Genomic DNA, 21,027 nt, shown 5'->3' with positions numbered 1-21,027 from the left:
GGTAGTTAACAGTTGTTAACTACCTTTTTATTATCAGTGTTGCTCGTTCTTTAATTTTGCATCTAGTACAAAAGTACCAAATGGGATAACTGATGAAACGAATGCTCCAAGTGCCCATAAAATTGATTTACGGTGTACGATTGTTACTTGAATTACTGCAAAGATGAATAGAATAAATAGAACACCATGAGCCATGCCTGTAATTTTAACAGCTGTTGCAAATCCTGCAAAATATTTCAATGGCATTGCTACAAATAATAGTAATAGGAAAGAAATACCCTCAACTAGTCCAATTGCTCTTAATCGTCCGATTGGTGTAGATAACATAAAGTAGCCTCCTTTAACGTATGCTTGTATATAGTAAATTTGTATTCTTTTTCAAAATAAAATAGTCTATTTTGTTTCATTATATACAAAAAGAAAGTTTACACTACGAGAATAGTGCAAAGTTCAAAATATAGTCACAAAAGCATGAGAATTTAAATAAAAACCTATTTGAAGTATTTGACTTCAAATAGGTTTTGTGAATGAAAATATTAAACAAGTACATCCGTTTTTAAAACGAATTTCTCTACAACTTTTGCAACACCATCGTTCATATTTGTATCTGTTACGTAGTTCGCAATTTCTTTAATATCATCAGGTGCATTGCCCATTGCAACGCCAAGACCAGCAAATTCAATCATTGCTTGGTCGTTATAGCTATCGCCCATTGCGATAACTTCTTCACGCTTAATGCCAAGCTTTTGAATCAGTTTGTTTAAGCTCGTTCCTTTTGTAACACCGGCTTCTGTAAATTCTAAGAAGAATGGTTTCGAACGCATCACGCTTAATTGGCCTTCTAGTTGTTGTTGAAGTTTCTTTTCAACTTCAACAAGGCGTTCAGCTTCTTTATTCATTAATACTTTTACTACAGGCTCTTTAACTGCGGCTTTAAAGTCATCTACTACAACAATTGGCATACCAGTAATATCGCCCTCAATTTCAGTATAAGGATTATTTTCTTCCGTTACGATATCATCGCCCATATAAGTATGAATCCATACATCTTCAGTTTTACTAATTTCAAATAGGTTGTGAACGATTTCAGGAGATAGTGTACTACTAAAGATTTCTTCGTTTGTTTTACAGTTAATAATTTTTGCGCCATTAAAAGATAGAATGAAACTGCCGTATTCTTCTAAGCGAAGTTCTTTGGCTACATTGCGCATACCAAACGTTGGACGTCCAGAAGCAAGTACAACCTTTACCCCTTGCTCTTGTGCAGTCATTAACGCTTCTTTCGTACGAGGTGAAATAGTATGGTCATCACGTAATAAAGTATCATCTAAATCTAAAACAATCATTTTATAAGTCATATAGAAAATTCCTTTCTTTAATTGAAATCAAAATACATGTTCATGAAGATGTTGAGGAATAATAGTAAGACATCAAACCTCTTTGAAAAGAAGTAGATAAATTATTATGAGTTGTTGCTCATAATATTGGTTAATAATCATTGGGGAAGAATAAAACCCCAATGATTAAAGTTTGATTTTATCGTAACAACTCTAAAGGTAGAGTGCAATAATGGAAGTTTTCCAATTTACGATATTTGTTTTGCAGCGGAACGAGAAAATAGTATTTCTAGCAAGATTGCCATTACAGATCCAAGAACGAGACCATTACTTAAAAACGATGCTAGAAATGGTGGAAGTGTGGAATATGCTCCTGCTGGAACAAACATAACTCCGACTCCTGTAAAGATTGAAAGACCGGCTACTTTAAATAATCGTTCTTTATCCTGGACAGTTTCGTATTCTCGAAAGGCGAGACCAATCATGCTTGCGAATACAGGATAAATAGCGGCATAACCAACTGCAACAGGGATTGCTGCAAAGAATGAAGTAATCTTTGGAAATATACTAACAACAATAATAAAGCTTGACCCTAATATAAACGGGAGACGTTTATAAATATTAGTCGTTGCAATAAAACCTGCTGATCCAGAAATAGCGACAGGCCCAATAGCTGAAAATAGGCCGCCTAGCAATTGGTTGATTCCTGTTATAATGCCAGCTTGTTTAAAACGATCTGATGCAGCGTTTTCTTCATATTTAGAGACAACCTTTTGTACAACGCGAATACTTGCTAACATATTTGTTAGAAGTAAGAGTGTAACGAAAATGACCGTAATTACCATGTTCCATTCAACACGAGGCATTCCGAAAACAAATAAGGATGGAAAACGGATTATGTCTGTCACTGGTGTTATTGGATTAGATAATCCGAAACATGCGAATAATATCCAGCCGCATACGATACTGAAAAGAACGGAATATTGTCCAATAATAGGTAGCTTCATGATGAAAAAGGATAGTAAAATAACAATGAGTGAAAGAATAAATACGTTAGGTTGTACTTCTGTATGTTTTCCATCAAGGCCAAACATTCCCTTTAAGAAGGAGCCACTAAGCTGCGCGACAAGAAGAAATAAATACGTTCCAATGACTGTCGGTGTAAAATAGCGAACGAGTTTATCAATAAGTCCAAAAACGCTAAGAATAATACAAATAATACCGCTTAATAAGAAAGCATATTGAAGAACTTTAAGTGTCTCATTGCTTGATCCAAATAATACGACGCCTAAACTTGCGTAAAGGGAGAAAATTCCCCACCAAAGGCCAGCAGGACCTTCTTGAATAGGAAGTTTATGCCCAAATATAGCTTGCAAGAGACCAGCAAAGCCTAGAACAAATAACGTTCTTTGTACGAATGCGATAGCTTCAGCGCCATCAAGACCATAACTAGTTGCGACACTAATTGGTACAATAAGGCTTCCAGCTAAAATAAATAGTGCCCATTGTAAGGCGGAAAGAAATGTCTTCATTATATCAACCTCTTTCATAGATTCCGTATCTAGTATATACGTATTTTATTTCCACTGGCAAAGATTGTAGATAGAGAAAAGAGTTGAAACACGGTATGAATGCACGTAAGCAATTATGGATAGCAGTTATATGTATGACTTTTGTTGTAATTCTAGGAACGATAGGATTTATGACGATTGAAGAGATTAGTTTGTTTCAAGCATTTTGGATGACAATGATTACTGTATTGACTGTTGGATACGGAGATGCTGTTCCTGTAACGCAAGCGGGGAAAGTATTTGCGCTTCTTATTATTCCTGTTGGCGTAGGTATTGTTACGTATGCAATTGGGGTAGTGGCAGCTATGATTATTGAAGGGAATTTATTTCATGCAGTACGGAGGAAGAAGATGGATAAACAAATAGCGCAGTTGAAAAATCATATTATAGTATGTGGTTGCGGTAGAGTGGGGCTTCAAGTTGTACATGAATTGCAAGAAAAGAATATTCCATTTGTCGTTGTTGATAAAGATGAAAGTATATTGGAGCAGGAAAAGCTTTTATTTGTACATGGAGATGCAACGGAAGATCAAGTATTACATAATGCCGGAATTTTAAAAGCAGCTGGTTTAGTTGCTATTGTTGCAAATGATGCCGAAAATGTATTTATTACATTAACAGCAAGAGGGTTAAACGATACGATTAAAATTGTGGCGAGATCTGAAAAGCCAGAAACTGAAGAGAAATTAAGGCGTGCCGGTGCAAATAAGGTTATTAATCCATCTAGTATGGCGGGTATTCATATCGCAAAAGGTATTGCAAATCCATTAACCGTTCATTATATTGATACAGTGTTGTATGGAATAGAACAGTCATTTGTCATTGAAGAAATTCTAGTTGGAAAAGATTCAATATTAGTTGGTAAATCGTTACTAGAGAGTAATGTAAGGAATCAGTTTGATGTAACAATATTAGCGATTTCAAGAAATGGGGATATTATACATAATCCAGCAGGGCAGGAAAAATTGAAAGAACGTGATATGATAATAGTATTTGGTTCAGTAGAGAAATTGGGGCAATTCGAGAAAGAATTACAAAGTACGAGGTGAGAAGGAATGCAAATATCTAGCGACAAGATTTTAAATAAAATGGCGAATGAAATTGCGAAGGCAAAAAGTAGTGAAGGACAAAAGTCAAAAGAACATTTATTAGTTGTGCGTGCTTTATGTGACTTATTATTAGATGAACAAGTTGAAACATCTACATATAGAGAACCGCAAATTCCATCGCAAGTAATTGGATCACAACCAGTAACAACTATGCAACCAATTGCACCTGTTTCTGGGGAGCCGGTATATATAAAAGAAAGTGATGCAAACGGTAATTCTTTATTTGATTTTTAGGAGATAAATCGTTTGGCTTATATGAAAAAATTGCTTATGATAAAGGTAAAAAAGGGGAATTAAGATGAAAATTTTCTTTTTACTAGGTTGTATTGCAGCGGGGCTATCTGTTGCGTTAGGGGCCTTTGGAGCACACGGTTTAGAAAATAAAATTTCTGCGAAAATGTTAGAAGTTTGGAAAACAGGCGTTACATATCAGATGTTTCATGCAGGTGGATTATTCGTAGTTGCTTTATTGATGGATAAGGTTCAATCATCACTTTTAACTACTGCTGGTTGGCTAATGGTAGCTGGGATTATTATGTTCTCAGGTAGTTTGTATGCATTAAGTACGACAGGCATTAAGTTCTTTGGCCCAATTACACCTCTTGGTGGTGTAGCGTTTATTGTGGCGTGGATTCTAGTAGGGACTGCAGTTGTAAAAGGATTATAAAAAACAAAAGCTGGCATTTGCCAGCTTTTTTTATGGTCTTGGAGTATAAGTTGCTTGTTGACTAGGTAAATACGTAATTTCTTCTGGAAATTCTACGTAATCTAAGTAGATCATTAATAGTAAATAGCGTTTTCCTGATTGCGGTTCACTAATAACGATATGGTCACGGCCAGCTGCTTCAATAATACCTGTATAAGATTGTGTACCAAGGGAACTGCCACGTTCATAAGTCATTACAACTGTAGCTTGCTTACCTTTGTTTAAACGAAGGATATTTTCAATATAGGATTGCTCTAGAGGTAACATGCCTTGAGAAATTGCATATTGAGCTTGCGCAGCTTGAGCTGTTTGTTGTTGCATCGCTTGCTGCTGTTGTTGAGTCATTTGTTGCGGTTGTACATAAGTTCCAGATGGTTGATAAAAACCTGTTCCATAGTACGGATTTTGTTGCTGTGCCATTCAAAAATCCCTCCTCATTTTCATCTCTTAATATACGCTAGGGCAGTCTTCGCCAGATGGTTGGAAGAAGCAGTGCTTTTTGAAGCGACCAGAGTTTTGTTGGTTATACCAAGTTGGCGGACAAGGACCTTCAGGTCTAAAGAACCATAAGGCAAAGTTAGCGGGCCAAAAACGTTGTCCTTGAATAGTTCGCCTTGCTAAGGCGATATCTTGTTCCCTGGCTCTTTGATAAAAATACCCTTTTTGTGTTGCCTCAAAACCACCAGGATTTTGATAAACCATTTGACGTAAATTACGTATTTTTCTAAAATCTAAACAATTTCCGCGGACACGATTTACTCCAACGTTTCCGACCATTAACATTCCTTGTTGCCCTTCTCCTTCGGCTTCAGCACGCATCAGTCTAGCCAACAACTTTACATCTTCTTCGTTATAAGCAATAACGCCCATTATGTGTCACCTCTCTTTTTGTAATACCTTTTGGAAAGAGGTTTATCCCGCATTAACGGGCAGTAAGACTCCTGCCCTAAAATTTGGTTGAAGTAAAGAAATTAGATGGGAGATCAAACTGCCCGTAAACGCCCGATTGGTTCAACTAATAATCAGCGGGGGATTCCCCCACTGATTAAAGTTTCACTTTATTTCTAGATGAAGTGTGTAACAATTACTAGTTCATACGTATGAGAAAAAGGACTCAGATATGACAACCAAACGAAGTTTTACATTGAGAGTGGAAAATAAAAAAAGCTAGCGTGAGCCAGCTTTTTTATTAAAAAATTTTAGACCATAAGTTTGAGAAGAAATCACCAATAGAGCGCATTGTTAACACAAACCAATTTGCTTTTTCAACTTCCTCTGTCGTTTTTGCAGTAACTTTCATACTTTTACTACCGTCTAAGAAACCATATTTATCAGTTGATTCTAAAGTAATTGAGCCTACTTTGGTATCTTTCTTAATAGGGGCAACTAAATGTCCATCTTCAGAAAGAGATTTATCTAATTCAGTTCCAATTTTATAAGGCTCTTTGCTACCTTTTTTCGCAATTACTGTTATTTCTTTTTCGGGTGCAACAGTTACTTGGTCTTCTTTCCCTTTTACTACAGAGATTGTATTGTTTTTATTAACTTTTAGTTTTTGTTTTTCAAAGTTATTAAATCCATATTCGATTAATTCACGAGATTCCGTGAAACGTTCATCCATTGATTTTGTTTTAATAATAACCGAGATAAGACGTACATCACCACGTTTAGCAGTAATGGTAAATCCGTATCCAGCTGTATCAGAACTTCCGGTTTTTAAACCATCAGTACCTTCATAAGCGAAAGCAGCTCCTGGTAACATCCAATTCCAGTTTTCCATACGAATTGGTTTTGGGTGATTGTTTGGGAAGTTTCTAAATCTTTGTTTTGTATCCTCTAGCATTTCTGGATACTTTGTAATCATTGCTTTTGAAAGCATACCCATATCACGAGCTGACATAGAGTTTTCTGCATTTGGATCAGTACCCTCAGGATGTTTTCCTTTTAAGTCAGCGTTATTTAAGCCAGTAGCGTTTACAAATTTATATTTCTTTAATCCTAGCTTTTTAGCATGTTCATTTGCAAGATTTAAGAAGTTTTTCTCACTTCCTGCAAGAAGTTCTGCTAAAGCAATACTAGATCCATTTGCAGAGAATATAACAATAGAATGATATAATTCTTTTACAGTATATTGACGTCCTTTTTCGAACGGTACATTAGAGAATTCATTATTACGAGAGACTTCATAAGCGTAATCAGAAATATTTACTTTCGTATCCCATGTGATTTTTCCTTCTTTAATTGCTTCTAAAACAGCGTAAACAACAATTAATTTTGACATACTAGCAATAGCTAGCAATTCATCTGGATTTTGCTCGTGAAGTATTTTTCCTGTATCTGCATCAAATAAAAGTGCAGCAGCCGCCTCAATATGTATTTTTTCTTCCGCATGGGATGTTGTTACTCCTAAGGAAGAAATTGACAATACAAGCAATAGTAAAATAGACAAGATTTTTTTCATATAGATTATCACCTTCGCATCGTTATTTAGCATATAGCTCGTATCATTTTAGCATATCTTTACATATAAAAAGGTTACAATTTTACAAGAAATTTGAAAAAATGTTGGTTTTTCTTCAAAAGTGTAGAAAAAAGGAGATTTTTGAGGATAAATATAGAGAAGAATAAAAAAAGGAACGAATTTCGTTCCTTTTCACCATTTATATGTGTAAAAATTTCTCTACTTTTTCGTCTGGTAAAATGTTTCCAACGAAGAATGTTCCAAATTCACCATAACGAGCACTTACTTCATCGAAGCGCATTTCGTATATAAGTTTCTTAAATTGAAGAACATCGTCAGCGAATAATGTTACGCCCCATTCGAAATCGTCGAATCCAACAGATCCTGAAATCACTTGGCGTACTTTACCTGCGTATTGACGACCAATTTTACTATGGCTGTACATCATTTTTTTACGTTCTTCCATAGGAAGCATGTACCAGTTGTCATCACCTTGGCGACGCTTATCCATTGGATAGAAGCAAATATGATTTGCTTTCGGTAATTCAGGATATAAACGAGCTAAAATTTGCGGGTTTTGGTATGGATCCTCATCAGCTGGAAGGTAGTTGCTTAATTCAACAACAGATACGTAAGAATATGCAGGAACCATATATTCAGCTAAAGTTGTTTTATTCAATTCTGTCTCAATTTCATTTAACTCTTCCATTGTTGGACGTAAAATCATAAGCATAATATCAGCTTTTTGGCCAACAACTGTATACATTGCGTGACTACCTTTTTTCGCAGTAGCTACTTCGTTCCATTTTTCAACGACATTTAAAAATTCAGACACTGCTTGTCCGCGTTCGTCGCTAGATAATGTTTTCCATGCAGCCCAATCAATAGAACGTAAATCATGTAAACAATACCAGCCATCTAACGTTGTTGTTGCTTCACTCATTCTATTCACCTCAGTTAATGATAGTTTTACACGTTAACTATAGCATATATAGTTTTAAAATCATCTATATAAAACCTTGGCGCATAAAATTGTCACATTTAAGTGTTTAAGCAAGGTGAATTTAACGGCTGAATTTTATGAAAATATAATCATTTTTATTTTATCTATTTTTTGGGAGCTATAAGTTTAAAATATAGAAGAAAAGCAGTATTCTTAAAGATAGAGTTTTTTTAACATATGTAGGAGGGTTTATTCGTGAGCAACTTATTTACAACAGTAAAAGAAAAAGTTCAAGGAAAAGGCATTTCTATCGTACTTCCTGAAGGAACTGATGAAAGAATTTTAGGCGCTGCAGAGCGTTTAGCGAAAGAAGAGTTAGTAAAACCAATCTTAGTTGGTAATAAGGAAGAAATTAGCGCAAAAGCTGCTAGCATGAATTTAACATTAGCAGGCGTTGATATTTACGACCCAGCTACATACGAAGAAATGGATGCAATGGTAGCATCTTTCGTTGAACGCCGTAAAGGTAAAGCAACTGAAGAAGACGCTCGCAAAATCCTTAAAGACGAAAACTACTTCGGTACAATGCTTGTATACATGGGCAAAGCACACGGTTTAGTAAGTGGTGCAGCTCACTCTACAGCTGATACAGTTCGTCCAGCACTTCAAATTATTAAAACAAAACCAGGCGTTACAAAAACTTCTGGCGTATTCATCATGGTACGTGAAGAAGAGAAATATGTATTCGCTGATTGCGCAATTAACATTGCACCAAACAGCCAAGATTTAGCTGAAATCGGTATCGAAAGTGCGAAAACTGCTGAGTTATTCGGCATTGATCCACGCGTTGCTATGTTAAGCTTCTCTACAAAAGGTTCTGCGAAATCTCCAGAAACAGAAAAAGTTGTAGAAGCAACTCGCATTGCAAAAGAAATGGCTCCTGAGTTAACTTTAGATGGAGAATTCCAATTCGATGCTGCATTCGTACCATCTGTAGCTGAGAAAAAAGCTCCAGGTTCTACAATTAAAGGTGATGCTAACGTATTCGTATTCCCAAGCTTAGAAGCTGGTAATATTGGCTACAAAATCGCTCAACGTTTAGGTAACTTCGAAGCAGTAGGACCAATCTTACAAGGCTTAAACATGCCTGTAAATGATCTATCTCGTGGATGTAACGAAGAAGAAGTGTACAAGTTAGCTTTAATTACAGCAGCTCAAGCACTTTAATTCTATAATGAATTGAAATAAAGACCGTCGCTATAATAGCGACGGTCTTTATTTTTCTAAGCCAAGTGCTTTATTATTACGATCAATAATACGTTGTAAATTCGTCTCATATAAAGGAATCTCGTCTATTGTTAATTGAGATGGTGTTAACTTTGAAGCGAATTGCTGCAATGTTTTTAAAAGACGCATCATTAAATCTTGTACTGTAATGGTTTCGCCAAGTAATTCTGAGAGTGAGGCCATCGTACTTGGTACAATTTCAGGGTACGTAAAGCGTGTTTCTTCTCCTTGAATTGCTAGGTTGTAGAAATCACGAACGAGTGCGGCACGCTCAGAGCCACTTCCGGTAGCACAGAGATAAATTTGGACAGCGACCCCCCCGCGAATACGACGTTGTGAAATACCAGCGAATTTTTGATCGCGAATACTTAAGTCATAACTACCAGGACAGTAAGAGCCAACAATTTCTTTTGCCTCGATAGTAACGTCGTAATCCTTTAACATCTCCTTAATCAAATGCCACATTGTATCGTATCCAAGATCAATATCGATACCTTTTTCTGTTTCTTGGAATAAAAGTGATACGTTTAAAACACCTTCATCAAGCACGACTGCAAGCCCGCCAGAATTACGAACAATAACATTGAAGTTGTGTTGTTTTAAAAAAGAAATACCTTCTTCTAAATGCGGAAGGCGTGAATCTTGAATGCCAAGGACAATTGTATTGTGATGAACCCAAGAACGCATTGTTGCGGCTGACTTGCCATTTCCAATGCTTGTGCATAATGTGTCATCCATTGCGAATGACTGAAGTGCATGGAATGTTGGTCCCAAACTAGACTGATCTACAATGCGCCACTCTGGCTGAGATAAAATGGAACGGGAATTGCTCATATAACTAACCCCTTATCTTTAAAATGACAATCTCTATTATAGCAAAAAATGAAGAATGGAGTTTTCTCACATATAAAGGGGGAGCTTAAAGGTGAAATAATAAAAAGGATGCATTGCATGCATCCTTCTTATTCTGCAATTTTTTCTAAATTACCGTTTCGGTCCATTCGGAAAGATGTTTGAGAACGTTCTTCGTCATCCATGACTGCCAATTTACGAGCACGGTTCATAATGTTCATAAGTGTTTCGTAATCTTCTTGTACAGTATGAGATTGCTTTTCTAATTTTTCTAGTTTCTTTTCTAGTTCCTCATTCCGAAGGATTTGTGCTTTAATTTCTTGTTTCAATCTCGTATTCTCGTTTTCAAGAGCTGTCACTTTTATATTTGAAGATCCGACTGTTTGTAAAAAATAAATAACATCTTGCATTGTCATAGAGCCTCTTGCAGCAGGAGCAGTAGATTCTTGATATGGAATAGCTTCTTTATATTGTACGATTGATTCTTCTTGTACTAATTCTTCATAATCAGTTATCGAATCTGAAGCTGGTGGTGTATAAAGTAAACGTTTTTTCGCTTGTTCACCGCTTGCAGCACGCATTTTATCTTTACGATGTTTTTTTGCTAGTTGAAGAGCTTGTTCATAGCTATAGCGAACAACAGCATTCCAGCGGAAACCACAAGCAGCAGATGTACGATTTAACTGATCCCCTACTTCCTCAAATGCATTTAATTGCGTACTTCCTTCTCTAACATGACGAAGTACCGTTTCAGCAAGTAATAAATCATCCTCATCTGTCCAAGCATCTTGTCTTACTTTCATAGATTCAACTCCCTTTCTTTTTATGAACTTCCTATTTTTATAATGGGCAAAAAAATAAACTTTTATACAAAGCTTTTAAAAATATGGTAGATTTCGATGAAAGGTAAAAATTTTCCCATGAATGGTGAGCGCTTCTGTAGGAGAGCATATAAATATATATCATTATGTAGAGAATAGGCTTTGTAGGGAAACTTGCAACGAGCTTCAAAGAGCGGTAAAATACCATTTAGTGTTTATTTTTAAATGTACTTGAGAAAAGTTTAAAATAGAGGAAGTGTTATGTAATGGGAAACGAGTTTCGCGTGTGCGATGACTGTCAGGCAACGAACATTAAAACGTTAGTTCCGAAGTTAAAAAAAGTAGATTCATGTGCAACGATTGAAGTTGGATGTCAGTCTTACTGTGGTCCTGGTCGTAAAAAATCATTCGCATTTGTAAATAACCGTCCAGTTGCGGCTCCAACAGAAGATGAGTTAATCGTGAAAATTGAAGCAAAGTTAAATAAGTAAGAAAAAGAAGAGTGAAAAGATTACTCTTCTTTTTTTATGCCCATAAGAGGAATGATTTATTCTGCGAAAGTACTCTTGTGTGGACGAACATTTTCTAAAGGATGAACATAACTTTTGTATTAAAATACCAATTTGTATAAATTTATATTTCAAAATAATGGTTGACAGTCTTTTAAAGCGATAGGTAGAATAGAAGTGTCTGATTCTGAGAATCATTATCAGGGAAATAACAATTCACCTAATTTTTTTATTACTATTTGAGAATAAATTTCATTTCAATAAATATATGTTGTTGGTTAGGATGGTTGAGGGATGGAAGCGAGCGCAAGCAGTATAGAACAGCAAGAAGAGAATGTTAAAGAGATTAAGAGCAGACCGCTCATCGCTTCTATTATTTTAGTAGCGGGTACAATTTTGTTAGCTTTAAGCATGGCAGTTTCTATTTCTTTTGGGGCTGCAGATATTAGTTTAAAGACTGTATGGCAAGCTGTATTTCAGTTTGATGGATCTATTACACATCATAACGTAATTCAAGAGCTTCGCATGCCTAGAGCAATAGGGGGCGTAGTTGCAGGTGCCTTTTTAGCGGTATCAGGAGCAATTATGCAAGGTATGACGCGAAATCCACTTGCTTCACCATCGTTAATGGGGATTACAGATGGAGCTGTATTTGGAATTGCAATTATGTATGCATTTTTCCCTAATTCACCTTATTTAATGTTTGTTATCGCATCTTTTATTGGAGCTGCGTTTGGTGCAAGCATTGTATATGGAATTGGATCTTCTTCACCAGGTGGATTAACACCTGTGAAATTAGCTTTAGCAGGTGCAGCTATTAGTGCTTTATTAGGGGCAATTTCATCTGGAATCGCATTGTATTTCAATCTTGCCCAAGAGGTGAGTATGTGGAATGCAGGCGGAGTCGCTGGAGTGAAATGGCAAAGTATTAATATGTTAGTGCCAATTGGCCTTGTTTGTCTTTTTATCGCAATTATGATGTCGAGATATATTACAATTTTGAGCTTCGGTGAAGAAATTGCGATTGGACTTGGTCAAAATACGACATTGATTAAATTTATCGGAACAGTACTTGTTCTTGTTTTAACGGGTTCCGCAGTTTCCATGGCAGGATCAGTTGGATTTGTTGGTCTTGTAATTCCGCATATGACTCGTTTCCTCGTAGGCTCGGACTATAGATGGGTTATTCCATGTTCTGCGGTCTTAGGTGGGCTGTTAATTGAATGTGCAGATATGTTATCTCGCGTTATTAACCCGCCATTTGAAACGCCAATTGGAGCAATTACAGCGCTAATTGGGGTTCCATTCTTCCTCTACTTAGCACGTAATGAAGGGAGAGGAAAGATGTGAGGACGAGTGTCTTAACAAAAAAGAACATTTCTATATTAACGATTTTAGTAGGACTAATCGTTTCTATATTTCTTATTAGTTTAAATACAGGAACTTTTAAAATCCCGCCAATGGACGTATTAAAGTCATTGGTTGGACTAGGGGCTGAAGATCAGTCTGTTATTTTATTTGAATTCCGTATGCCGCGTATGGTAATTGCTATACTAGTCGGATCTGCTTTAGCTATGTCAGGCGCGATTTTGCAAGGTTTATCACGAAATCCTCTTGCTGATCCAGGTATTATAGGTATTAATGCTGGAGCGGGATTAACAGTTGTTATATTCGTCTACTTCTTCTTCGGGAAAGTAGGGACTGGTACATTTTTATCTGTATTCATTCTCCCATTCTTCGCACTAGTTGGAGCAATATTAGCAGCGGTAATTATTTATTTACTAGCATGGAAAGACGGCGTTTCATCGACTCGATTAATACTAGTCGGTATTGCCGTTGCAGCTGGATTTGGAGCTGTTAGTTTAATTTTCTCTATGAAGATGACATCTAACGATTTTCGTTTTGCTACGATTTGGCTGGCGGGAAGTCTATGGGGTACAGATTGGAAATTCGTATTAAGTGTACTTCCATGGATGGTTATTTTCTTACCGCTTGCTATAAGTAAAGCACACATATTAAATGTAATGAACCTAGGCGATTCTACAGCAGTTGGCCTTGGTGTAAACGTAGAAAAAGAAAGACGTAAATTATTATTTATTGCAGTTTGTTTAGCAGGGGCATCTGTTGCTGTTGCCGGCGGAATTGGCTTTATCGGTTTAATGGCCCCGCATTTAGCAAGGCGCCTTGTTGGTGGTAAACATCAAATTATGTTGCCCACAGCTGCGCTAATAGGAACGTTTTTACTTTTATTCGCAGACGTAATTTCAAGAAGTGTACTAACAACTTCAGAAATACCAGTCGGTCTTGTTATTTCTGTAATTGGTGCACCGTATTTTATTTATTTACTTATGAGGACAAAATAAAGGGAGGCTTTTCGTATGGCAACTTTAGCGGTGGATGCGGTATCGGTTGGCTATAATGAAGGTTTAATTATTGATGGATTAACAGTTGAAATTCCGGAAGGGAAAATTACAACAATTATTGGACCAAATGGTTGTGGGAAGTCCACATTATTAAAAACGGCGTCTCGTATTTTGAAGGCAAAGCAAGGTACTGTTTATCTTGACGGAAAAGCAATTGAGAAACAGCCAACGAAAGAAATTGCAAAGAAAATGGCGATTTTACCACAAACTGCAGAAGTGCCAACGGGTCTTACTGTATTTGAGCTTGTGTCATATGGAAGATTCCCTCATCAAAAAGGGTTTGGCACGTTGAAAGAAGAGGATTATCGCTATATTAACTGGGCACTTGAAGTGACAGGAATGAAAGAATTTGCGAATCGTCCAGCAGAAGCGCTATCAGGCGGTCAACGTCAACGTGTTTGGATTGCAATGGCTCTTGCACAAGGAACAGAATTACTTGTATTGGATGAACCAACGACGTACTTAGATATGGCTCATCAATTAGAAGTATTAAACTTATTGAAAAAGTTAAATGAAGAAGAAGGTAGAACGATTGTTATGGTTATCCATGACTTAAATCACGCTTCTCGTTTCTCCGATCATATGATTGCATTAAAAGCAGGTAAGTTAATGAAACAAGGAACGCCAGATGAAGTTATGACAAGTGAAACACTTCGTAACGTATTTGAGATTGAAGCTCAAATCGTTCCATGTCCAGTAAACTGTAAGCCAATTTGTTTAACATATGATTTAGCGATGATTAGTAATCAATTGCGTAAAAAAGCATAAGTAGAACCCCCTCGTGAAGAGGGGGACTTCTAATGGACGTTGAGCTTCTTATATAAGAATGGGAAGTTGAACGCCCGTTAGAATGGGTTATTAACAACAATTAATAAATATATATTAATTATTTGTTATCTTTGTTTCTTATAGTTCGTTGTAACTTATAAGATAAATACAGCTAGAAGGAGTGGGAACATGAAGAATTTTAAAATGGCACTATTAGCAATGGTACTAGTTGTGACTTCTGTACTATTTGCAGCTTGTTCTAACAAAGAAGAAGAAAAGAAAGCAGATGCAAAGACTGAAGAGCGCACTGTAAAACATGCAAAAGGGGAAATTAAAATTCCTGCAAACCCAAAGAAAATTGCTGACCTTAGTGGTTCAACAGAAGAATTATTAATTTTCGGTATGAAACCGGTTATTACTGCTAATACATCTCAAGAAAAAATTGATGCACATATTGAAAAGAAACTAAAAGACGTTAAACCAGTTGGTTCTGCTTGGGGCGATAAAATTAACATCGAAGCAGTAGCTGCTGCAAAACCAGATTTAATTCTTGTAAATAATCGTCAAGAAAAGATTTATGATCAATTATCTAAAATTGCACCAACAGTTATGTTAAACACTCCATTAGATCAATGGCGTCCAAAATTTGAAGAAGTAGGTCAAATCTTCGGTAAAGAAAAAGAAACAAAAGAATGGTTCAAAAAGTATGATGAAAAAGCAAGCAAATTACATGACAAAATCGTCGCTAAAACTGGTGAAGCAACATTTATGAAAATGGCTGCATATCCAAATGCTTTCCGCGTATACGGTGACTACGGTTACGGTAGCGTAATCTTTAATGACTTAAAACTACCAGCAGTTAAAGGTACACCAACTGATAAACCACTAGTACAAGTACAAAAAGAAGCTTTAATCGATTACAACCCAGATTACTTATTCGTATTTACAACTGGTGACGGTTCTCAGCGCTTGAAAGAATTCCAAGAAGAATCAATTTGGAAAAACATGAACGCTGTTAAAAACAACCACGTATTCACAATTAAAAATGAAGACTTAAACAAAGGTTACTTCCCATTAGGGAAAGATATGATCTTAGACGAAGTTGCTGAATTCGTTTTAGGTAAATAATGTATAAAGGAAATCACTTTTACTTCGGTAAAGGTGATTTTTTCTTTTTATAAAGGGAATTAATACAGTCTTTCATTTCTTTCTGTTTCTCATTTCGTTTATAATATAAAGTAAGAATGTAGTAAAGAAAGGGGGATGTCGGAAAGTGGTATATTTAAACGACAAACTCAGCGAAACAAAAGTGTTTAAAGACCCAGTACATAAATATGTGCACGTGCGTGATCGTGTTATTTGGGATTTAATCGGAACGAAAGAATTTCAACGCTTGCGCCGTATTAAGCAGCTTGGAACGACATTTTTTACATTTCACGGTGCAGAGCATAGTCGCTTTACTCATTCGTTAGGTGTATACGAAATTATTCGTCGTATGATTGATGATGTGTTTGATGGCAGACCAAATTGGAATGCTGAAGATAGATTGTTATGTTTATGTGCGGCATTACTTCATGATGTCGGTCACGGCCCATTTTCTCACTCGTTTGAAAAAGTATTTTCATTAGATCATGAGAAATTTACGCAAAAGATTATTGTTGGCAATACGGAGATTAATGATGTATTAAGTCGTGTTGATAAGGAGTTTCCACAAAAGGTAGCAGATGTAATTGCAAAAACGTCTACTAATAAATTAGCAATTAGTATGATTTCGAGCCAAATTGATGCGGATCGTATGGATTATTTATTAAGAGATGCTTATTTTACAGGCGTAAAGTACGGAAACTTCGATATGGAACGTATACTGCGTGTAATGCGCCCGTATGGGGATCAAGTAGTCATTAAAAATAGTGGTATGCATGCTGTTGAGCATTACATTATGAGTCGTTATCAAATGTATTGGCAAGTATATTTCCACCCAGTAACACGAAGTGCAGAAGTTATTTTAACGAAGATTTTACACCGTGCGAAATCACTGCACGAGAAGTATTATACATTCAAAAATCATCCTGTTCATTTCTATTCTTTATTTGAAGAAGAAGTAACAGTAGAGGATTATTTAAAGTTAGACGAGAACGTTATGTATTACTACTTCCAAGTATGGCAGGAAGAAGAAGATCCAATTTTAAGCGATTTATGCCGCCGTTTTATGAATCGAAATCTATTTAAATATGTAGAGTTTACAGATAAACACGGTTTAGATAATTGGATGGAATTAAGTAGTTTATTTAAAAAGATTGGACTTGATCCGGAGTATTATTTAGTAGTTGATTCAACATCAGACTTACCGTATGACTTTTATCGTGCAGGAGAAGAAGAGGAGCGTCTACCAATCCTACTTCTTATGCCAAACGGAGAGCTTAGAGAGCTTTCACGTGAGTCGGATATTGTTGAGGCGATTACAGGTAAGAAAAGAACGGATCAAAAGCTATTCTATCCACATGATTTAATCTATGAAGATGGAAGAAAAGGAAAATATAAAGAGAGAATTATTGAGTTGTTAGAAGGAAAGAAATAAGAAGCAGCTAATGGCTGCTTCTTATGAAAAAACTTGAAATTATTTGTCGCTTAAGCGTTTTCCGCCAACTGCATAATGGTTTTTAGACATTTCTTCGATGAAAACAACGATGTTTTCTTCAGGAGCACCAGTTGTTTCGCTTACTGCTGCTGTTACTTTCTCAGCAAGAGCTTTCTTTTGTTCTTCTGTGCGTCCTTCTAGCATTTTCACTGTTACGTATGGCATGTACAATCGCTCCTTTTATGTAAGTTACACTCTTATTATAGCGGATTATGGGGAAGAACAATCGAAAAAACAAATAATTTCTTTTTTTGACATATGGAAGAGGAGATGAAGTATGGATCAGTTATTTAGATATCCATTGCACGAAATTCCGTTAGTAGCAATGGCAATTATTATTGCACTATCCGTTCATGAATTTGCACATGCATATGTTGCATATAAATTTGGGGACGATACAGCAAAGAGACAAGGGCGTTTAACGTTATCACCGATGGCCCATTTAGACCCTATCGGTTTGATTGCAGTATTAATTCTTGGATTCGGTTGGGCAAGACCAGTTCCTGTTAATCCATATAACTTTAAAAGACCGCGTCTGGCAGGTATATTAGTTTCAATTGCAGGGCCGATTAGTAACTTAATTTTGAGTGCAATTGGTTTAATTATTTGGTATAGCTTATTAAAATTTGGTGTATTATACTCAATTCCATCTGCAGTGGCAGATACGTTAGCTCAATTTTTCCAGATTTTTATTATGCTGAATATCGTTTTACTTGTATTTAACTTATTACCGATCCCGCCACTTGATGGGTATCGCGTAGTGGAAGATTTAGCGCCAGCAAATATTCGCGCAAAAATGACACAGTATGAAAAATACGGGGCAATTGCGTTATTAATTCTCGTTATTACACCGCTTAGTAATTACACAATTCAACCTATTTTCCAGGTAGTTATTCCGCATGTATTTGTATTTTTAGACAGCATCATTGCGCCTATTTTTGGCCTTTTATAATTTTTAAGTGAGGAGGATTTTACATATGACAGAGAAAAAGAAAAAAATCGGTTTTAATATCGTGAAAAATGATTCAACAGATGGACATGGTGGATTTGGTGTTGGAGCATTAAGCTTAGAAAACATTTCACCTGTATTTGTTGATGTACTAGAGAAGACTGCATTCGTTGATATCGGTGCGATGCATGCGCGTAGTACAGTAGAAAAAGGTATTAAGTTTTTAACAAATAAAGATGAAGTTCCAAATGGAAAACCATTTTGGCTTGTTTGGGTAACAATTGAAAGAACTGCGACAGGTGCGTATTATGCAGGTGTAACAGCTTGTGAAATGACAGTTGACCGTGAGATTCGCCGCGGATATAAATCACTTCCAGAACACGTAAATAAAATGGATAAATCATTGAAGCGTCACATTATGGTTGACCATATGGATGAATCATCTAAAAAGGTACTTGGTACGTTCTTGAAAGAACATAATGAAGCGATTTGGAACGAATCTAGTGAAGAATTGCGCCGTGCATTATTAAGTGAATAAAAAATAGCTGACGGATGCCCGTCAGCTATTTTTTTTACCAAGGAAGATATTTTTTCCACCAACTTGTTTTTTTCTTTTCTTCAGTCGTTTTTTCAAATTCTTCTTTATCATCGACGTGATCCATACAATATTCAGTCGGTTCGGTACCTTTAGCGAAATACATTTTCACAGAAATAGGACAATTTTTTGTAGCAATTTTACCGTTCTCTGGATTGATATTAACCGCTACGACGTCACTTGGTTGTTTAAATTCTTTTTTAGGCTGTCCATCTAAGCCCTTCTCCATCGTATCAGTCCATATTTTCTTCGCATACCCCTGTTCTGCTACATTTGAAATAGATTTAGGTTGATCATATCCGACCCATACACCTGTTACGATTTGCGGAGTAAATCCGATCATCCAACTATCCGTTTCAGTAGAACCAGATTTGCCGGCATATGTTCTTGATAATTTTGATAACATCGATTGGCCAGTTACAGCAGCATAACTGCTTAGTTTCTTATTAAACATACCAGTCATCATTTCTTCCATTACAAACGCTTTGCTCTTGTCGAGAACTTGTTTACTCTCTAAATGAGCATCGTATAATATATTTCCTTCATGATCCATAATGCGGCGAATGAAAGTAGGTTTTACTTCTTTTCCACCGTTTGCGAACATGCTATAAGCGTTAACCATTTCAATTGGTTTTACTGGTGATGTACCGAGAGCTAGAGAAGGCACATCTTTTAATGCACTTTTAATTCCAAATTGTTTCGCTGTTTTTGCTAGCGTGTCATCTCCTAAAAACAAATTCGTTTTCACAGCATAAATGTTATCAGAGACTGCGAGAGCTTGTGCCATCGTTACGAAATCATCTGCATAATAATCTTTATAGTTCTTCGGTTTATACTTTGAAACGCCGTCACCTAGGGTGAATACAGTATATTCGCTTTTTAAGCGCGTAGCAGGCGTGAATCCTCGTTCTAATGCCGCATAATATAGAAATGGCTTAAATGTAGAACCAGGCTGACGAACAGCTTGTGTAGCCCTGTTAAATTGACTCATATTATAATCAGTTCCACCAACAAGAGCAGCCACTTCACCTGTCGTTGGATTCATAGAGACGAGAGCAGTTTGTATGTTTGTTGTGTCAGGTATATGATCTTTTACAGCTTGTTCTGCTACAGCTTGTAGTTTAGGGTCTAGCGTTGTATAAATTCGTAAGCCACCTCGTTGTAAAGCTTGTTCGTCTAATCCAACATCACGAAGAAGCGAAGCTTGTACAGCATCTTGGAAATATGGTGCGACCTCTGCTACTTTTTTCGTATCTAATGAGGCAAAAGTTAGTGTCTCTTTCTTCGCTAAGGTTGCTTGTTGCTTCGTAATATATCCTTGCTTCACCATTTCATCTAATATGAGAGCTTGTCGTCCTTTAGCGCGATCCTCTTTCAAAAAGGGAGAATAGACACTTGGCCCTTTCGGGATACCTGCCAGCATACTAGCTTCTGCTAATGTTAACTCTTTTGCCGTTTTATCGAAATATAGACGGGACGCAGCTTCGATGCCATAAGCGCCATGTCCGTAATAAATTGTATTTAAATATCCTTCTAAAATATGATTTTTATTATAGTTTACTTCAAGGCGGATAGTGTACATTGCCTCTAATAATTTTCGTTTCCACGTTTTATCATGATCTAAATACAGATTACGCGCGTATTGTTGTGTAATTGTACTAGCTCCTTGTACCTTTGCCATCGCTTTTAAATCAGCAACAATTGCACCTGCAATCCGTTTCACATCGAAGCCGTGATGTTTATAAAATCTTTGATCTTCAATAGAAAGGGTCGCTTCTTTTACATAAGGTGAAATTTCATTAAGAGAGACATTGTAACGTTTTTGAATTTCGTTACTTTGTCCAATAACAGTATCATCGTTTGCGTAAAAGACGCTTGTTTGCGGAACCGCAACAGGAGGAGGTCCCATAATTTTTGCAACTATAATAATAACAAAAAAAGAAAAAACGAAGAAAAGGACGCACGAAAACATTGCGGTGAAGAAAAGACGTTTATATTTTTTAAGTTTTGGATTCATAGTTTGATCCATCTTTTTTCAGCCCCTCATTAATACAAGCG

The 21,027-nt window shown here is 36.4% G+C and carries 23 protein-coding genes; 12 read left to right on the top strand and 11 right to left on the bottom strand.

All coding sequences use genetic code 11. The annotated features are described in order from the left end of the window. Positions 1-33: 33 nt before the first annotated feature. The 3 genes from ACUL40_RS19205 to ACUL40_RS19195 form a co-directional block, all read right to left on the bottom strand. On the bottom strand, positions 34-327 hold the full coding sequence (locus tag ACUL40_RS19205) for a DUF3817 domain-containing protein (protein WP_445422770.1): 294 nt from the start codon (positions 325-327) through the stop codon (positions 34-36). Positions 328-536: 209 nt separating this feature from the next. Continuing rightward, the gene (locus ACUL40_RS19200; protein ID WP_000221387.1) at positions 537-1,358 is read right to left on the bottom strand and encodes a Cof-type HAD-IIB family hydrolase; all 822 of its coding nucleotides are present in this window, start codon (positions 1,356-1,358) and stop codon (positions 537-539) included. Positions 1,359-1,585: 227 nt separating this feature from the next. Then, positions 1,586-2,869, bottom strand: a complete 1,284-nt coding sequence (locus ACUL40_RS19195; protein WP_000847034.1) for a purine/pyrimidine permease — start codon at positions 2,867-2,869, stop codon at positions 1,586-1,588. A gap of 95 nt (positions 2,870-2,964) precedes the next feature. Here ACUL40_RS19195 and ACUL40_RS19190 point away from each other — a divergent pair, with 95 nt between their 5' ends. The 3 genes from ACUL40_RS19190 (at position 2,965) to ACUL40_RS19180 (ending at position 4,684) form a co-directional block, all read left to right on the top strand. Further along, on the top strand, positions 2,965-3,957 hold the full coding sequence (locus ACUL40_RS19190; RefSeq protein ID WP_000993980.1) for a potassium channel family protein: 993 nt from the start codon (positions 2,965-2,967) through the stop codon (positions 3,955-3,957). Positions 3,958-3,963: 6 nt separating this feature from the next. Next, positions 3,964-4,251 (top strand): YwdI family protein, encoded by a 288-nt coding sequence (locus ACUL40_RS19185; RefSeq protein ID WP_001167352.1) that lies wholly within the window; start codon positions 3,964-3,966, stop codon positions 4,249-4,251. 64 nt (positions 4,252-4,315) lie between these two features. Then, positions 4,316-4,684 carry a DUF423 domain-containing protein gene (locus ACUL40_RS19180; protein ID WP_000688315.1) on the top strand — a complete coding sequence of 123 codons (369 nt, stop codon included), beginning with the start codon at positions 4,316-4,318 and terminating at the stop codon, positions 4,682-4,684. Positions 4,685-4,714: 30 nt separating this feature from the next. On the opposite strand, the gene gerQ is transcribed toward ACUL40_RS19180, so the two are convergent. The 4 genes from gerQ to hemQ form a co-directional block, all read right to left on the bottom strand. Then, entirely contained in the window at positions 4,715-5,143 is a 429-nt protein-coding gene (gerQ, locus tag ACUL40_RS19175) for a spore coat protein GerQ (protein ID WP_000068652.1), read from the bottom strand. Positions 5,144-5,170: 27 nt separating this feature from the next. Next, complete coding sequence (gene cwlJ, locus ACUL40_RS19170) at positions 5,171-5,593, bottom strand: cell wall hydrolase CwlJ (protein ID WP_000538169.1); 423 nt, start codon at positions 5,591-5,593, stop codon at positions 5,171-5,173. 319 nt (positions 5,594-5,912) lie between these two features. After that, positions 5,913-7,184, bottom strand: coding sequence for a serine hydrolase (locus ACUL40_RS19165; protein WP_445422771.1), 1,272 nt, complete (start codon positions 7,182-7,184; stop codon positions 5,913-5,915). A 199-nt stretch (positions 7,185-7,383) separates the two neighbouring features. Continuing rightward, complete coding sequence (gene hemQ / locus ACUL40_RS19160; RefSeq protein ID WP_001287595.1) at positions 7,384-8,127, bottom strand: hydrogen peroxide-dependent heme synthase; 744 nt, start codon at positions 8,125-8,127, stop codon at positions 7,384-7,386. A 255-nt stretch (positions 8,128-8,382) separates the two neighbouring features. Here hemQ and pta point away from each other — a divergent pair, with 255 nt between their 5' ends. After that, the gene (pta, locus tag ACUL40_RS19155) at positions 8,383-9,354 is read left to right on the top strand and encodes a phosphate acetyltransferase (RefSeq protein ID WP_000067215.1); all 972 of its coding nucleotides are present in this window, start codon (positions 8,383-8,385) and stop codon (positions 9,352-9,354) included. A 48-nt stretch (positions 9,355-9,402) separates the two neighbouring features. Here pta and ACUL40_RS19150 read toward each other — a convergent pair whose 3' ends face one another. Further along, positions 9,403-10,248 carry a lipoate--protein ligase family protein gene (locus ACUL40_RS19150; protein ID WP_050229024.1) on the bottom strand — a complete coding sequence of 282 codons (846 nt, stop codon included), beginning with the start codon at positions 10,246-10,248 and terminating at the stop codon, positions 9,403-9,405. A 128-nt stretch (positions 10,249-10,376) separates the two neighbouring features. After that, positions 10,377-11,069 carry an RsfA family transcriptional regulator gene (locus ACUL40_RS19145; protein ID WP_050229021.1) on the bottom strand — a complete coding sequence of 231 codons (693 nt, stop codon included), beginning with the start codon at positions 11,067-11,069 and terminating at the stop codon, positions 10,377-10,379. A gap of 284 nt (positions 11,070-11,353) precedes the next feature. Here ACUL40_RS19145 and ACUL40_RS19140 point away from each other — a divergent pair, with 284 nt between their 5' ends. From ACUL40_RS19140 to ACUL40_RS19115, 6 genes are all read left to right on the top strand, one after another. Next, the gene (locus ACUL40_RS19140) at positions 11,354-11,578 is read left to right on the top strand and encodes a DUF1450 domain-containing protein (RefSeq protein WP_000526071.1); all 225 of its coding nucleotides are present in this window, start codon (positions 11,354-11,356) and stop codon (positions 11,576-11,578) included. A 312-nt stretch (positions 11,579-11,890) separates the two neighbouring features. Further along, entirely contained in the window at positions 11,891-12,946 is a 1,056-nt protein-coding gene (locus tag ACUL40_RS19135; protein ID WP_000388294.1) for a FecCD family ABC transporter permease, read from the top strand. Further along, positions 12,943-13,959: a FecCD family ABC transporter permease gene (locus ACUL40_RS19130; protein WP_001260757.1), complete on the top strand. Its 1,017-nt coding sequence runs from the start codon at positions 12,943-12,945 to the stop codon at positions 13,957-13,959. The genes ACUL40_RS19135 and ACUL40_RS19130 overlap by 4 nt, the downstream gene beginning before the upstream one ends. A gap of 15 nt (positions 13,960-13,974) precedes the next feature. Then, positions 13,975-14,787, top strand: a complete 813-nt coding sequence (locus tag ACUL40_RS19125; RefSeq protein ID WP_000212068.1) for an ABC transporter ATP-binding protein — start codon at positions 13,975-13,977, stop codon at positions 14,785-14,787. Between the two features lie 189 nt (positions 14,788-14,976). Then, a complete protein-coding gene (locus ACUL40_RS19120) occupies positions 14,977-15,915 on the top strand; it encodes an ABC transporter substrate-binding protein (protein ID WP_000787724.1) in 939 nt (312 codons plus the stop codon). Positions 15,916-16,060: 145 nt separating this feature from the next. Continuing rightward, positions 16,061-17,365, top strand: coding sequence for an HD domain-containing protein (locus ACUL40_RS19115; protein ID WP_000262741.1), 1,305 nt, complete (start codon positions 16,061-16,063; stop codon positions 17,363-17,365). Between the two features lie 39 nt (positions 17,366-17,404). Here ACUL40_RS19115 and ACUL40_RS19110 read toward each other — a convergent pair whose 3' ends face one another. Further along, complete coding sequence (locus ACUL40_RS19110; RefSeq protein WP_001147171.1) at positions 17,405-17,590, bottom strand: 2-hydroxymuconate tautomerase; 186 nt, start codon at positions 17,588-17,590, stop codon at positions 17,405-17,407. Positions 17,591-17,702: 112 nt separating this feature from the next. On the opposite strand from ACUL40_RS19110, the gene ACUL40_RS19105 reads away from it, so the two are divergent. Together ACUL40_RS19105 and ACUL40_RS19100 are read left to right on the top strand one after the other, a co-directional pair. Then, on the top strand, positions 17,703-18,377 hold the full coding sequence (locus ACUL40_RS19105; RefSeq protein WP_000372445.1) for a site-2 protease family protein: 675 nt from the start codon (positions 17,703-17,705) through the stop codon (positions 18,375-18,377). A 25-nt stretch (positions 18,378-18,402) separates the two neighbouring features. Beyond that, positions 18,403-18,912, top strand: a complete 510-nt coding sequence (locus tag ACUL40_RS19100) for a YwhD family protein (protein WP_000136678.1) — start codon at positions 18,403-18,405, stop codon at positions 18,910-18,912. A 34-nt stretch (positions 18,913-18,946) separates the two neighbouring features. Here the strand turns inward: ACUL40_RS19100 and ACUL40_RS19095 are convergent, their stop codons facing one another. Continuing rightward, entirely contained in the window at positions 18,947-20,998 is a 2,052-nt protein-coding gene (locus tag ACUL40_RS19095; protein WP_000372958.1) for a transglycosylase domain-containing protein, read from the bottom strand. Between the last annotated feature and the right edge of the window lie 29 nt (positions 20,999-21,027).

It is taken from the genome of Bacillus sp. KNSH39, from assembly GCF_052656585.1.
Note: the sequence above shows the minus strand (reverse complement) of the source record. Positions and strands in the feature narration are given on the sequence as shown.